The organism is Rhodococcus sp. JVH1 (genome assembly GCF_000280725.2).
GTDB classification, from domain to species: domain Bacteria; phylum Actinomycetota; class Actinomycetes; order Mycobacteriales; family Mycobacteriaceae; genus Rhodococcus_F; species Rhodococcus_F jostii_A.
Genome location: NZ_CP166289.1, coordinates 1,596,159 through 1,611,661, shown reverse-complemented (window position 1 = coordinate 1,611,661; position 15,503 = coordinate 1,596,159). Strand labels below are relative to the sequence as shown.

10 protein-coding genes are annotated in these 15,503 nt (G+C 67.9%); all 10 read left to right on the top strand.

Annotated elements, in window-relative coordinates; translation table 11 throughout:
• Positions 1–951 (top strand): glycosyltransferase family 2 protein, encoded by a 951-nt coding sequence (locus tag JVH1_RS07560; protein ID WP_043781850.1) that lies wholly within the window; start codon positions 1–3, stop codon positions 949–951.
• The gene (locus JVH1_RS07555; protein ID WP_043781855.1) at positions 948–2,258 is read left to right on the top strand and encodes a glycosyltransferase; all 1,311 of its coding nucleotides are present in this window, start codon (positions 948–950) and stop codon (positions 2,256–2,258) included. The genes JVH1_RS07560 and JVH1_RS07555 overlap by 4 nt, the downstream gene beginning before the upstream one ends.
• The gene (locus JVH1_RS07550) at positions 2,242–4,017 is read left to right on the top strand and encodes an alpha/beta fold hydrolase (RefSeq protein WP_009479005.1); all 1,776 of its coding nucleotides are present in this window, start codon (positions 2,242–2,244) and stop codon (positions 4,015–4,017) included. The genes JVH1_RS07555 and JVH1_RS07550 overlap by 17 nt, the downstream gene beginning before the upstream one ends.
• Before the next feature lie 2 nt (positions 4,018–4,019).
• Complete coding sequence (locus tag JVH1_RS07545; RefSeq protein ID WP_009479006.1) at positions 4,020–5,393, top strand: lipopolysaccharide biosynthesis protein; 1,374 nt, start codon at positions 4,020–4,022, stop codon at positions 5,391–5,393.
• The gene (locus JVH1_RS07540; protein ID WP_043781858.1) at positions 5,380–6,624 is read left to right on the top strand and encodes a hypothetical protein; all 1,245 of its coding nucleotides are present in this window, start codon (positions 5,380–5,382) and stop codon (positions 6,622–6,624) included. The genes JVH1_RS07545 and JVH1_RS07540 overlap by 14 nt, the downstream gene beginning before the upstream one ends.
• A gap of 2 nt (positions 6,625–6,626) precedes the next feature.
• Complete coding sequence (locus tag JVH1_RS07535; protein ID WP_009479008.1) at positions 6,627–7,298, top strand: DUF998 domain-containing protein; 672 nt, start codon at positions 6,627–6,629, stop codon at positions 7,296–7,298.
• Between the two features lie 31 nt (positions 7,299–7,329).
• Positions 7,330–8,127, top strand: coding sequence for a glycoside hydrolase family 16 protein (locus JVH1_RS07530; RefSeq protein WP_009479009.1), 798 nt, complete (start codon positions 7,330–7,332; stop codon positions 8,125–8,127).
• Positions 8,120–10,228 carry a hypothetical protein gene (locus JVH1_RS07525; protein ID WP_043781861.1) on the top strand — a complete coding sequence of 703 codons (2,109 nt, stop codon included), beginning with the start codon at positions 8,120–8,122 and terminating at the stop codon, positions 10,226–10,228. The genes JVH1_RS07530 and JVH1_RS07525 overlap by 8 nt, the downstream gene beginning before the upstream one ends.
• 55 nt (positions 10,229–10,283) lie before the next feature.
• On the top strand, positions 10,284–11,123 hold the full coding sequence (locus tag JVH1_RS07520) for a glycoside hydrolase family 16 protein (protein WP_009479011.1): 840 nt from the start codon (positions 10,284–10,286) through the stop codon (positions 11,121–11,123).
• A gap of 379 nt (positions 11,124–11,502) precedes the next feature.
• Positions 11,503–15,477: a bifunctional diguanylate cyclase/phosphodiesterase gene (locus tag JVH1_RS07515; RefSeq protein WP_009479012.1), complete on the top strand. Its 3,975-nt coding sequence runs from the start codon at positions 11,503–11,505 to the stop codon at positions 15,475–15,477.
• Positions 15,478–15,503 lie beyond the last annotated feature (26 nt).

Sequence of the window (15,503 nt, the reverse complement as noted above, 5' to 3'; positions counted from 1 at the left end):
ATGACGGTGTCCACCCTCGTGTCCTGCTCCGTCGTGATCTGCGCCTACACCACCGAACGGTGGACCGACCTGTGCGCCGCAGTCGACTCGGTGCTCACCCAGAACGTGCCCGTGCTCGAGGTGCTGGTGGTGATCGACCACTCCGAGGAACTGTTCTCGCGTGCCGAACGGCACTTCGCCGGGCAGACCCGGGTGACCGTGCTGCGTAACTCCGGGTCGAAGGGGCTCTCCGGAGCCCGCAACACGGGCGTGCGCGCGGCCCGCGGTGACGTGATCGCGTTCCTCGACGACGATGCGCGCGCCGAACCCGACTGGTATCGCGTGTCCGCCGCCCACTATTCCGACCCCGACGTGCTCGGCGTGGGGGGATTCGCCAGTCCCGTGTGGCCCGCGGACCGCCCCGTGTGGATGCCCGCCGAGTTCGACTGGGTGGTCGGCTGCAGCTACGTCGGCCAGCCGACACGTATCGAGCCGGTGCGGAACTTCATCGGCTGCAACATGTCTCTGCGGCGCACGGTGTTCGACGCCGTCGACGGGTTCAGCGACGGTATCGGCCGGGTCGGGAAGACACCGGTCGGGTGCGAGGAGACCGAACTCTGCATCCGGATCCGCGCCCACCAGCCCTCTGCGCGGCTGCTGTTCGACCCCGCGATGAGGGTGGCGCACCGCGTCTGCGACGACCGCACCACGTTCCGCTACTTCCTCTCGCGCTGCTTCCACGAGGGCGTGTCGAAAGCGCTGGTCGCCGATCTCGTCGGGGCCGGCGACGCGCTCAGCAGCGAGCGGGCGTACACCGCACGCGTTCTCCCGCGAGCTGTCGTCACGGGGATCGCATCCCCGCGGCACGGCGGGCTGGCCCGGGCCGGTGCCGTGGTCGCGGGGCTCACGGCGACCACTGCCGGCTACGTCCGCGGTCTCGTCGGTCTGCGATCGAAGCGGGTGACGGCATGACCGGAACACTCGATCGCCGGATCGACCTGGTGCCTGCTCTCGTGAGCGATCACACGCCGACGTGGGCCGGGGCCGTCTGGGTCGGCGAACTACGCGGACCCGTGCAAGACGACACCGAATACCGGCTGGAGCGCGCCGAGGGGTATCGGCGTGCCCGGCTGCTCGTGCGAGAAGACCGCACCCTGCTGGGATTCGTCGAAATGGACATCGAGGACGGCCGACTCGAGGCCGGTGCACTGCGGCGTGCACTGGACGGGCTGCTGCCGGAAGCGGTGGCCGAAAGCATCGCCGCCACCGACGCATCCGGCCCCTCCGTCACCGTGGTGGTCTGCACCCGGGATCGGGTCGACAGCCTGAAGGTCGCCCTCGAATCGATCCTGTCGCTCGACCATTCCGACTACGAGGTGATCGTGGTCGACAACGCATCCCGCACGGATGCCACGCTGCGGTACGTCGCCGAACTCGGTGACCCCCGTGTGCGCGTCGTGACCGAGCCCCGCCCGGGCCTGTCCCGGGCGCGCAATGCGGGCGTCCGCGCGGCGAACACGGAGATCGTCGCGTTCACCGACGACGACGTCGTCGTCGACCCGCACTGGCTCACCGAACTCGTCGCCGGCTTCGGCGCCGGGAAGGCAGTGGGGTGCGTGTGCGGAATCGTCCCGAGCGGGGAGATCCGCACACCCGCGCAGGCGTACTTCGATCAGCGGGTGGGATGGGCGAGTTCCTGTGTCCCAAGGTTGTTCGACCTCGCGCACCCACCCGCCGACGTGCCGCTCTTCCCGTTCCAGGTAGGCGTCTACGGGACCGGTGCGAATTTCGCTGTCGATCGGCAGGCCGTGTTCGCGCTGGGGGGTTTCGACGAGGCGCTCGGGGCGGGAGCCCCCACCGACGGTGGCGAAGACCTCGACATGTTCTTCCGTGTGCTGCACTCCGGGCGGCAGCTGGCGTACCGGCCCGGGGCGGTCGTGTGGCATCGGCACCGGGCGGACAACGAGGCGCTTGCCGTCCAGGCGCGCGGCTACGGCCTCGGGCTCGGCGCGTGGCTGGCGAAGATCGCCGTCGACCCCCGCACCGCCTGGCTCGCAGTGCGCATCGCCGTGCGGCAGGCGCCGGCGTTTCTTCGTCTGTCGCGGAAGATGTCCCGCGTCGCCACCCCTCCGGACGGTCTCGCCGACGACCTTCCCGTGGGGATCGGGGCCACCGAACTGCGGTCCATCGCGCGTGGCCCGCTCGCCTATCTGAAGGCCCGCGTGGAGGGCCGGGATCCGGCGCCGATGAGAGGGATGACCCATGACAGCCCATCCTGATCTCGCCGGCCGCACCGACCGCACCCGGTTCGCCACCTGGTTCGGACCGGCGGACGCGCCGCTGTTCGGCGTCGTCGATCTTCCTGTCGACGGCCGCTGCCGCGGTGCCGTCGTCCTGTGCCCGCCGATCGGCAAGGAACAGGTCGACTCGTATCGCGGAATGGTGTACCTCGCCCAGCAATTGCGGGCTCGGGGGCTTCTGGTGTTGCGGTTCGACTACCGCGGCACCGGTGACTCGCCGGGCGCCCAGGACGAGTCCGACGCGGTCGCGGGGTGGCTCGACAGCATCCGGACGGCCGTCGACTTCGTGCGCAGCTGCGGCATCACCGACATCGGGCTGGTCGGCCTCCGGGTCGGCGCCCTGCTCGCCGCGCAGGTCGCCGTAACGTGCGGTCCGGTGCGGGCCGTGACCCTGTGGGATCCGGTGGTGCGCGGCCGCGCCTACCTGCGCAAGCAGACTGCGCTCCACCAGCTGGTGGTCGGTCCCGAGGACGCGGACGATCCGCGGGTCACCCTCATCGGTGCAGTGCTCGCACCGGCCGCGGCTACGGCCCTGTCGGCGATGAGTCTGCGAGCGGCAACCCCGCCGTCGGGCGCGAAGGTTCTGATGGCGTTGCGGGACAGCGAGGTCGATTCCGTCGGGATGCGTGAGGCCGTCGCCGCCTGGACCGCCGAGCACTTCACGGTTCACGACTACGAATCGTTTCTCGAGCCGGCGGACTTCGTGGTCCGGCTCCCGTTCGGTGACATCGACCGGATCGCCGACTGGATGTCCGCGTCCTTCGGCAACCACCACACCGGTGCCACACTCGATCTCCGCGCCACCGCCGTCGTGGATCGGACCGTCGACGGCAGGCAGGTCATCGAGACTCTGGGCTTCGAGGGAGCGTCCGAACTCTTCACGATCCGCACGTCCGTCGCGGCCGAGCGGGATGCGGCGCACACCCCTGTGGCGCCGACGGTGATCTTCCACGGCACCGCCGGCGAGCACCGCGTCGGGCCCGTCCGGCTGTGGGCCGAGACTGCCCGCGAACTCGCGGCCCACGGGATCGTCAGCGTTCGCTTCGATCGCCGCGGCACCGGCGACACCGGCACGGTGCAGCACGGCGAATCCACCACCATCTATACGGACGAATCCCGGGACGACGCCGTCGACATCATCTCCGTCAGCGGTGCGCAGCCCGAATCGGCTGTGCTCGTGGGCATGTGTTCGGGGGCGTGGAACTCGAGTTACGCCGCCCTCCGGCGTCCGGTCCGGGCGGTGGTCCTGGTCAACATGGCGGACTGGACCATTACCCGTAAAGCCTTCGTGAAGCAGTCGACGATGGACGCCGGCCAGGGTTCCCTGACGGGTGCCGCGCTCGCGCTACTCCACCGGTACGCGACGACGTCGAAAAAGTACCTCCGGGTGTGGATGCCGTACCGCGGCTGGTTGTGGCTGGGCCGGGCCGGGTTGCTGCAGGTGCCGGAGGTCATGCTCGCTCCGCTGAACGACCGTGGCGTGCACACCACCGTCCTCCTCTCACCGATCGACTACGCCGCATTCGTCGAGAACCAGGGAGAACGCAGCCTTCGCCGGCTCCGGCGCGCCGGCTGGAACGGACGCCTGGTGACGTACCCGTCCGGCGATCACTCGCTGTACAGCACCGCCCTACGGGACAGGGTCCTGCGGGACGTCCTCGCCACCGCGCTCGGTGAATTGACCGTGGACAGCGTCGACGACGCCCGTGACGATTCCCGGCCGGAATTGGTCGGGTAATCATGGGATCCCCGACAGCGACGCAGTCGCACCTACGCGCGAAGCACCGTGCCGAGCAGGCACCGCGATCCGCGGGGCGGAATCTGCAGCTCAACTCGATGGCACTGATGCTGTCGAGTGTCGTCACCGGTGTACTCGGCCTCGCCTTCTGGGGTGCGGCCGCGCGATTGTTCCCCGCCGATCAGGTGGGCGTGGCGTCCGCACTCATCTCGACGGCGATCATGCTGTCGACGCTGTCGAATCTCAGCCTGGGCTCGATGTTCGAGCGCTTCCTCCCCGTGGCGGGCCACCGCGCGGGACCGTTGCTGGTCAAGGGTTTCGCCGCGGTGGCCACGCTGGCCTTCGTGTCGGCCGTCGGGCTCATCGTCCTCGGTCCGCGGGACACGCTGTTCGAGAACAACCTGGAAATCGCGATCTATCCGGTGTTCGTCGTCGTGCTCGCGCTCTTCGCCCTGCAGGACCAGACCGTCTCCGGGCTGGGCGTGGCCCGCTGGGCGGCGTCGAAGAACGTCTTCCACGCGCTGGCCAAACTCCTCGCGGTCGTGGTGCTCGCGGCGTCGGGGTCGGCGCTCGCCATCGTCGCGTCCTGGGGGGTCACCGCGGCGATCGCCGTTGCGGTCGTGTTGACGTCGATGGGCCTGCGCATTCGGTCCGACCCTCGGTACCGGCAGGTACCCGCGCTGCCGTCCAACAAGGAACTCGGTGTGTACTTCGGCTCCTCGTACGGCATTTCGGCGCTGGGGGCCATCGCCCCGCTCGTCGTCCCGCTGATCGTCGTCACCCGGGTCGGCACCGCGGCGAACGCCTACTTCGCAGTGACGTGGTCGATCGTCAGCGCCCTCTACATCATGGTGAACCTCATGGTGGGCCCGTTCGTCGCCGAGGCCGCCGCGCATCCGGACAAGATCGTCAGCCTGTCCCGCCGGTTCGTTCGCACCATTGCCGCGGTCGCGGTGGTGGGCGGATTCGGGCTGGCCTTCGTCGCGCCGGCGGCGCTCGGATTCATCGGCGACGAATACCGGGCGCAAGGAACTCCTCTGCTCCATCTCGCCGCGGTATTCGTGCCTCTCACCGTCATCGGCGCCGTCTACGACGGTCTCGCGCGGGTGTACCGCCGGCTGACCCTCGCCGTCGTCACCCAGTGCCTGGCCACGGTGGTCATCATCGTCGGCAGCCTGGTCTTCAGCGCGTCGGTCGGCGTCGCGGGGGTGGGCTGGGCGTATCTCGCCGCGGAGACGCTCACCGCGTTGATCCTCGCCGGACCGCTCATCTCCTGGCTCCGCCGACTCCAGAACCGCTCCAAGTGGGAGCGGTGGCTGGCGAAGAAGAGCGTGAACCAGCAACCGATGTGGCAGGTGTCCGATGTCGACGCATAGAGCCAGTTCCCGCGACCTGATGCGCAGCGGGAGCCGGATGATCACCGCGATCGGTCCTGTCCGACTGCCGAGCATCGGCGAGATCCGCGACACGCTGACGCAGCTCGCGCACGCGGGCGGACGGCACACCCCGATCGGCCTCGTCCCGACCACCGAGTCACGCCGGTGGCAGCACCGACCGCAGGACTTCCTCGGGCAGGTACGGGATCTCGGACCCTGTACCCGGGAGGAGGTGCCGCAGCTGCTGACCCGGCTGGCACGGTCGGGTGCGTCCGCATACTCGCTGAACGTCGCGGTCGCGGGCGATTTCCTCCTGCTCGACATCTCCCACGGACTCGGCGACGGCAGGCTCGCGCTGTCTCTCGTCCGTGCCGTTGCCGGTGGACGCATGGGGACGCCGGTTCCGGAATGGGCGCGGACACGCGACAGCGCTCTACCGCTCGCGTGCGCCCTGGTCCGGACCTTCGCGTCGTCCCCCACGCGTGTCGTGAGGCTCCTCGAATCCCGGCGCGCTGCCGCACACGGTTCCGGATCCGCCGAGGTGGTCGTGCCGTGGCACTGCGCGCCCACCGCGGTCATCGCGTCGACAGCGTCGGGCACCACCGCAGAACTGCGTCGCTGGCGGGATCGGGAAATGCCCCAGGCATCGGTGTCGTCGTTGCTGTTCGCGGCCGTCTCGCGCGCGATGCGCAGTCGTGGTCTGGCGATCGACGACGAGGTCGACGTCCTCTTCGACTGCCGCCGGTACCTCCCGGAGGCCGCGACGGTGAACGGCAATTTCGCTGCCCTGGTGCGGTTCTCACTGTCGGACCCGGGTGATGCCGCCGAGATGAGTGCGGCGATCGCGCAGGCCACGGCGTCGGGCCGGCCGCTCGCCTCGCTCGCACTCAGCACCGCCACGTTCCGCAGGCGGGTGCGCGCCGGTGTTGCGCACGCGCGGGCCACTCACGTCGCCGCGGACCCCCGGGCGAGGCTCGTGTACTCCGACATGGGACAGGCCGCACTGCTGGCCGATCTCGACTGGACCGACGGGCCCGGCCGGCGTCTCGTCACCGCGCTGAGCGAACCGGCCGACCCTGCGTCGATCGTCTTCACCGCGGTGCGCCACGGTCCCGACCTGGACGTGTCGGCATCGCTGCACGACAACGTCTTCGACCCCGAACTCGTCCGCAGCGCCCTCGCGGACGCACTGTGCGACCCACTGTCTCTACTGTCTCGAAGGATCTTCTGACCATGCCCTCACACGTCCTCGAGACCTCGAAGCGCGCTCCGCTGTACCTCACCGTTGCCGTACTGCAGTTCTTCGTCGTCGAATTCCTCGTCGCCGGCACGTGGCGCGGTCACTACAGCTACTCCGCCAACTTCGTCAGCGACCTCGGCGTCCCGTTCTGCGGCACGGACGGAAACGCGCCGTGCAGCAAGACATCCCTGCTGATGGACGCGTCGTTCGTGGTGACCGGACTGGCCTACCTGGTGGCCGCCGTCCTGTGGCACCGCATCGAACGGGTGCTGCCGCCGGCCCCCGTCGTCTTCCTGGTGGTGGCCGGGATCGGCGGAGTAGTGGTCGGTCTCGCGCCGTCGAACACGCATTGGGAAGTGCATTCGCTCGGCGCCACGCTCTTCCTGATCTTCGGCAGTCTCTTCACGCTCACGACGGCACTCACCGTCCGGCCTCAGATATCCGGACCGGCAACGTACGTCGCCCTCGCACTGGGGGTGCTCGGACTGGTGGGGTACTTCTGCTTCACCTACTCCTGGGACCTCGGTCTCGGCGTGGGTGGTATCGAACGGGTTGCGGCCTACTCGGCGATCCTCGGGTTCGTCGTGTGCGTCCACCTCGTGACACAGCTGCAGTCGGTCCGACGTTCGGCTGTCGGCCCGGTCGGAGACGATGCCGGTGCATAGGCAGCTGAACCGTCCACGCAGGACCCGCGCCGTGTCCGCGGCGACGGTGTTCCTCGCGCTCGTCTGCATCGGCGCCACCGGGTGGTACGCGTCGAGCGATGTCGCCCAGGCATCGAGGAAGGGCGAGTCGGTGCTCATGTTCGACGATTTCGTCGGGCCCGCCGGAACCTCGCCCGACCCCCGCTACTGGGGACATGCGGTCGGGGGAGGCGGCTGGGGTAACGACGAGGCGCAGGTGTACACGGACGATCCCGCCAATTCCAGGCTCGACGGCGAGGGCAACCTCGTGATCGAAGCCATTCCCGACGGATCGGGGTACACGTCCGCCCGGCTTGTCACCCTCGACCGCTTCGCATTCCAGTACGGACGGGCCGAGGCCCGCATCAAGCTGCCGAGCGGACAGGGCCTGCACCCGGCGTTCTGGTTGATGGGCACGGACGTCAACCGTGTGGGCTGGCCGCAGTCGGGGGAGATCGACGTGATCGAGACGATCAACGACGCGTCGTTCTATCACAGTGCGCTGCACGGCCCGTCCGCGGACGGCACCCCGTGGGAGGTGAAAGCCGAAGGCAGCGGAAACATGTCGGACGATTTCCACGACTACTGGGTGGAGCGGTCGCCGGACCGGATCACGTTCGGCATCGACGACGCGGTGACGGGCGAGTTCTCGCGTGCCGACCTGGACCCGGGGCAGGAGTGGGTGTTCGACAAACCGTTCTCCCTGTTGCTGAATGTCGCCGTCGGTGGACGGTGGCCGGGCGACGTCGGAGCCGACACGACGTTTCCCGCCGCGATGCTCGTCGACTGGGTGAGGGTCACCGATGAGTGATCTCCTCACTGTGGAGCGCCTCGACACGAGGGCTCCGGAGCTGCCCCGGTACTACGACGTCGCCGCGCTGGCCTCGGCGGTCGCGGGACTGACGTCCCTGGCGCCGCTTCCGTCGTGGGTGAGTGCGGTGCTGCTGACGGTGTTCGTGTTGATCGGACCGGGGCTCGCGATCGTGACGTGGTTGCGGATACCGCTTCCCGCAGCCGTCGCGGCCGTCCCCGTTCTCGGGTTGTCCGTGGTGACTGCGGCCACGACCGTCCTGGCCTGGTTCTACCGATGGCCCGCGACGGGTCTGCTGCTGGTGATGGTCCTGGCCGTCGTTGCGTCCGCGCTGCGGCACCGCTGGCAGGACACCGGCGCCGAGCCGGTTCGCGCGGTGACCGTGCAGCAGATGTCGTTCCGTCTGTCGCAATGGTGGCACGCCGCCCGCCGGAACCGGCCGCTGATCCTCGTTGCCGTGGCCCTTGCCGCGTGGGTGGTGGTGCTCTTCGGTCTCGGCTCCACCGCGTATTCACAGTTCGGTCTGCTGTTCGTCGGAAGCGGCCCCGGCCTCGTGGTGTGCGCCCTGATGATCCTCGGCGCGTTCGTCTGGGCTCTTCGCGAGAGGGCTGTCGGGACCGCTGCCGTTGCCGTGCTCGGCGTGATCGCGGTGGAACGGCTCACCCCGACCCTCGTCACCGACGTTCCCATCTACGGGTGGACGTACAAGCACCTCGGCGTGGTCGACTACATCCAGCAGTTCCAGACTCTGCCGCCGAAGGGCGTCGACATCTACGGCGAGTGGCCGGGCTTCTTCACCGCATTCGCGTGGTTCGGCGACATCACGTCCGTGGACATGATGTCGATCGCCCACTGGTTCGCGCCGGTGATCCACGTACTGCTGGCCGTCGTGATCGCCGCGATCGCCCGGCTCCTCGGGTTCGGCATGCGGGTGGCACTGACGGCCGCGTTGGTGGCGGAACTCGCCAACTGGGTAGGGCAGGACTACTTCTCGCCGCAGGCCGTCGCCCTCGTCATGGCACTGGGTGCGGTGGCCCTGCTCGTGGTGTCGACGGAGCACCGCTCCGCGGCGTACCTGTCGATCCTCGTGTTCGCAGCCCTGGTGCCCACCCATCAGCTGACCCCGTACTGGCTGTTCGGCGTGACGGTTGCATTGGCGGTGACGCGGAAGATCCGCCCGTGGTGGCTCCCCGTTCCCTACTTCGCGATCCTCGTCGCCTATCTCGTTCCCCGGCTGGACACCGTGGCACCGTACGGGCTGCTGTCCGGTTTCAACCCGGTCGACAACGCCGCCAGCAACGTGACCGCCGTCGGCACGTTCGGGAAGATCTTCACCTCCGCCGTGTGCCGATCCCTGTCCGCGGGCATCATCCTGCTCGCCGTGGTCTGCGCGATCCTCCTTTGGCGTCGCAAGCGTTCCGCCTGGGTCGGGACCGTCATGGCGTTCAGTTCGTTCGCGCTGCTGGCCGGTCAGAGCTACGGCGGTGAGGCGATCTTCCGGGTCTATCTCTACGCCGTGCCCGGGTGCGCGATTCTCATCGCGCCGATCCTCGTGGACGCTCTCACGATCAGGTTCCGGTCCGGAGTGCTTCGCCGAGTCGTCCCGGTCGGACTCGCGAGCGGACTGGCCTACGTGACGTTCGCGGGCCTGCAAGGCTATTTCGGGTTGTGGTCGCTCGTCATCGGATATCAGTCCCAGGTGACGTTCGCGGAGGACATCCTCGCGAACGAGAAGCCGCCGGCGACGGTCATGTCCCTCTATCCCGCCGGTCTTCCCACTCGGATCAGCGCCGACTACATCAAGTTCGCCGTCGTCGACAAGGATTTCGATCAACCCTTGCTGGCCTTGCCCCCGGCCGTGCTGGAGGGCTTCCCCCGCGGCGGCCAGATCGAGATGCTCACCGCGGATGCGGCGGAACGCGACGGCGACACGTATCTCGTGTTCAACACGCAGGGCACTGCCGCCATCCGCTACTACGGTTATCTACCCGACGGATCCGTCGAGAACTTCGAGGACCAGATGCGGTCCAGCCCCGACTGGTCCGTGTACGCGCAGGACGACAACAGCACGATCTTCCGTTACACGGGGCCGCGCCGGTAACGGCCACGTCGCGTATTCGGTCACGACCGGTCACGGCGACGCCTAGCATCGGCACATGCAGCGGACGCGCTCGGCCCTGTTCGAGATTGCGTTGACGTGCTCGGTGGCGCTGTGCGCGCTGTCCCTCACCCCGGCTGTTGCCGCCGCCGCGCCCGGCGGTGGAGGCCTCCGGACCGCCTACCCCGGATACGCCGTGATCGGCAGCGACGAATTCGACGGACCTGCAAACGCGGCACCCAATCCACTGTTCTGGGGCTACGACCTCGGAGGCGGTGGGTGGGGCAACAACGAGAAGCAGGTGTACACCGACTCCCGCCAGAATTCGCGACTCGACGGCAACGGTCGTCTCGTCGTCGAGGCCCGCAGAAACGGTGGCGGGTTCACGTCGGCGCGGCTCGTGACGCGTGGAAGGTTCGAATTCACGTACGGGGTGATCGAGGCCCGGATTCAGGTACCGTCCGGCCCGGGAATCCATCCCGCGTTCTGGACGCTCGGGAGCAACATCACCAGCGTCGGGTGGCCTGCCTGCGGGGAGATCGACATCCTCGAGGTGATCGGGGACGGTTCCCGATACCACGCGGGAGTGCACGGCCCGACCGTTGGCGGCGGGCACTGGGAACGCTCGACGAACGGCACGATCGGTGCGAACCTCAGCGCGGGTTTCCACGACTACGCCCTGATCAAAGCACCGGGCCGCATCTCGGTGGGCATCGACGGGAACATCGTCGGCACGGTCACCACAGTGGACCTGCGACCCGAGGAACGCTGGGTGTTCGACGCTCCGGCGTACCTGCTGCTCGATGTGGCCGTCGGCGGGAACTGGCCCGGCCCGGTCACGTCGTCGACACGCTTTCCCGCCACCATGCTGGTGGACTGGGTGAGGTTCTCCCAGTGACGTCCGGGACGCGCGAGTTTCGGGTGTGAATAGAATCAGGTTCATGGCCGTGTCGAACTCAGAGTGCCGCTGCGGTCATCCATTCGCCGCTCACGAGCATTACCGCAAGGGCACGTCCTGTGCAGTGTGCGACTGTCCGCGGTTTCGGCGGCCACTTCCCCGGTTGATCCGGAAACTCGTCGGCCGCTGACCGCGATCGCGCACGGTAGCGTGCGGATCCGGGCACAGTCGACGAGTACTGCCTTACGGGCGGCCACGGAAACATACTATGAGTATCTTTCTGGACTGTATTTCAGCATGTACGTCGTGCAAAGATGGACATCTGGATACTTCAAATCCCTTTAATTGACGACGGCAGGCGGCAGTTCGGGTGGTGGCGATGGGACATCGGTCAGCCGAGCGGGTGGGGACGTCGTCGAGTGCCGAGGCCGTGTGGAAAGGCGGTCTGTGGGCGATCGCGGTCGCATTCATCGTCCCGTCGCTGCTGTTCGCGCTGGGTTCGTGGTGGGGATGGGATGGAGCGTTTACGACGATCGTGATTGCCGACGTGAGTCTGCTGGTGTTCGTGGTTCTCGCCACCGCGTGTGCCGCCTGGGCTGCCCGGGTAGGGCGGGGCGCGGTGCGCCACAGCTGGTTGGCGTTGGCAGGTGGGCTGGCGGCCTGGTCGGTCGGTCAAGCCATCTGGTGCTACCACGTGGTGGGCCAGCGAAGTGATCAGATACCGTTCCCCTCCGCGGCGGCTGCGGCATATCTGTTGTTCCCGGCCGGCGCATGCGCGGCGCTGTTGTTGTTCCCGGCCGGTGACAGCGGACAGTCCCGTACCCGGCTGATTCTGGACGGAATCATCGTGGCCGGTTCACTGTTCGTGGTGTCATGGGTAAGCGTGCTCGGCAGCGTGTACCGCGCGAGAAGCGACACACCGGTCAGCCTCGTGTTGTCACTCGCCTATCCTGTCGCCGACCTGGTGATTGCGACGATGGCGATTGTGGTTCTGACCCGAGCGCGGGCGGGGGAACGCCTGACCCTGGGACTGCTGTGCATCGGGATCATTCTCATGGCGTTGTCGGCCAGCGCGGTCTCCTACCTGACCGTGCTGGGCACCTATCACAACGGCGGTGTCACCGACCTGGGCTGGGTGGCAGCCTTCGTCTCGATTGGGCTGGCGGCGCTGTCGAGCACCCGCACACCGTCGCCCGAACCGGTCCCGGTGCAGATTCCGTCCCGAGCACGGTTGTGGCTGCCGTACGTTCCGTTGTTGCTGGCCGTTGCGGTCGGCCTGCAGCGAGAGCTGCCCAGCCTGGGCTCCGGCCCGATTCCCGCCGCGATTTTGGTCCTGGTATTCACCTTGTTGGCACGGCAGTTCATCGTGTTGGCCGAGAACCGGCGGCTGTTGCTCACCGTGGCCCGACAGGCCTTTCGCGACCGACTGACCGGACTGGCGAACCGTGCGTTGTTTCTCGACCGACTCGACCAGGCACTGCAGCGCCAACGACGGGAACTGACACCGATCGTGGTGCTGTGTGTGGACCTCGACGATTTCAAGACAGTCAACGACAGCCTCGGCCATCCCGCAGGGGACGAGCTGTTGATCCGCGTTGCCGAACGGCTCACCGGGTGCGTGCGGAGCACCGACACCGTCGCCCGGCTCGGAGGTGACGAGTTCGCGGCACTGGTCGAAGGGAGCGTCGAGGATGCCCTGTCGGCCGCAGATCGGGTGCTCGAGGCATTCATCCCGCCGTTCGTCATCGATGGTGTCGCGCTCTCCATCCGTCCCAGCATTGGACTGACCATTGCCACATCCGAGGTCCCCGACGCGACGACCGAGAGCCTGCTCAAACAGGCAGATTTGGCAATGTACGCGGCCAAACGCTGCGGCGGGGGCTGCCTTCGCAGTTTCATGCCGAATCCGGCCGGCTTCGACGAGATCGACGAGCGAACTCACGCCGACCACCCCACCCCCCGAACCATCGACACCGGGCCCGGGGAGATCGAGAACCTGCCGCGAGCCGTGGAATCCGTAGAGGAGCAGGCTCTCTCGGGGTGGGGCGACGCGACCGGACTGTTGTCGGCACACAGCCGAACGCGGCCGTTTCGGACCGGCTGGGTGTCGCCACCCGGTCGGTCACGGCGCGGTGTGATTGCGGCGCTCGGGCTTCTGCTGATCGGTGCGGTTCTGTACGGGATCTCGATCGCGGCAGGTGATCAGGCAGGCTGGATCGTGCTGCGCGAGGTGCTCTACGACGGATTGACGCTGTCGGTCGGCGTCGTGGTCGCCGCTCGCGCGTGGTGGGTGCCGGCCGAGCGGCAGGCATGGTGGCTGATCGCGCTGGGGCTGACGAGCTGGTGCGTGGGCGATGTGGTGGCGATGTCGTGGGTGCCCGATGGACAGTCCCCATCGCTGGCCGATCCGCTGAAGTTGGCGTTCTACCCACTCGTCTACATCGGGCTGGTGTTGCTCCTCCGCGCGCGAGCGCGGCGATTACCGGCCGAGATCTGGTTGGATGCCATCACCGCCGGTTTGACCTTGGCGGCGCTGGCAGCGGCCCTCGCATTCGGTCCGATCGAGTCGGTGGCGAGCGGATCGCCCGCAGCGGTGATCGTCGGGTTGGCATACCCGGTGGGAGACGTGCTGCTCCTGGCGCTCGCGGTCGGAGCGCTTGCGGTGCTGGGTTGGCGTGCCGAGCAGCGGTGGGTGCTGCTGGTCGCGGGGTTCATGCTGTTCGCGGTGGCCGACACTGTCTATCTGTTCCGCAATGCCGACGGTTACGTCGAGGGCACGTGGATCGATGCGCTCCCGCACGTCGCGGTGTTGCTGGTGGCCATGGCCAGTTGGCGGGCCCCCGGCCCGCGGCGATCCGATCAGCGCCCCGGGCTGGCTATCTGGGTTCCCCCACTGGTGTGCACCGCCGCGGCGGTGGGCCTTCTGGTGCTCGACCACGATGCGCGGCTGTCGCGGCTCGCGGTGGTTCTGGCCGCGCTCAGCCTGCTCGCGGTCGCCGCCCGATTCGCAGTGACGTTCCGTGAAGTAGTCGTCCTGGCCGACAGCCACCGCGAGGCGAGGACCGACGACCTCACGAACCTGGCAAATCGGCGGGCAATCACGGCCGCTCTGGCGGCCGAGTACTTCGACCACGTGGCACAGCCGGCCGGGCAACCCCGACGTCCGGGTCCCGGCGTGCTGCTGATGGATCTGGACCGGTTCAACGAGATCAATGATTCCTTCGGACGGTATGTGGGCGATCAGTTGCTGCGCCAGGTCGCGGATCGGCTGGCCCGGTCGGTGCGGCCGGGCGATCTGCCGGCCCGCATCGGCGGAGACGCGTTCGCGGTCCTACTCCCGTCAGGGATCGATCTTGCGGAAGCCTGTGCGCTGGCTGATCGTCTGCTCGAAGTGTTACGCGAGCCGTTTGACCTCGACGAGGTCACCGTTCACGTCGAGGCGAGCATCGGGATCGCCCTCTGCCCGCAACATTGCGCCAACCCCCAGGACTTGCTGCAGCGCGCGGGAGTGGCGATGTATCGGGCCAAGTGCGACCGCCGCGCGCTCGAGGTGTACGACGCCGCCGAGTACCAGCGCAGCATCGAGGAGCGGCAGACCATCGACGAGCTGCGGACGGCGATCGCTGGTGGTCAGCTCACGTGTTACTACCAACCGAAGGTCAGTACATGCGATGGCCGGGTGCACGGCGTCGAGGCTCTCGTTCGGTGGGAGCATCCCCTCCGCGGTTTACTCCTGCCCGATCAATTCCTTCCTCAGGCCGAACAGTCCGGACTGATGCGTCCACTGACAGCGAGAGTGCTGGAGCTTGCGCTGGGTCAGGCGCGGAGCTGGCTCGATCGTGGTATATCGCTGACCGTCGCAGTGAACCTGTCGGTCACGAATCTGCTCGACGCAGACCTGGTTGCCGAGATCGACCGACTCCTGGACGACCTTCGGTTACCCGCCGACACGTTGATCCTCGAGATCACCGAAAGCGTGTTGATGACCGACTACAGGCGCGCCAGAAGGGTGGTCGAGGCGCTGCAGGGTCTGGGAATCGGATTGTCGATCGACGACTACGGCACCGGCTGGTCCTCCCTTGCCTATCTGCAGGACCTCGCCGTCGATGAGCTGAAGCTCGACCGGATCTTCGTCGCCCGCCTCGCCAGCGACCCTCGATCCGTCGCGATCGTCCGATCGACCGTGGAGCTCGCACACAGCCTGGGTGCGTCTCTGGTCGCCGAAGGCGTCGAAGACGAAGACACCCTGAAGGCCTTGCGTCGATACGGCTGCGACGTCACCCAGGGGCACTACCACGGCCGTCCGCTGCCCCCCGACCAGCTCGACCTTCGGTCGCTCGGCCGGCACCGTTGATGCATATGCGGTGTCAGGTGCGCGGG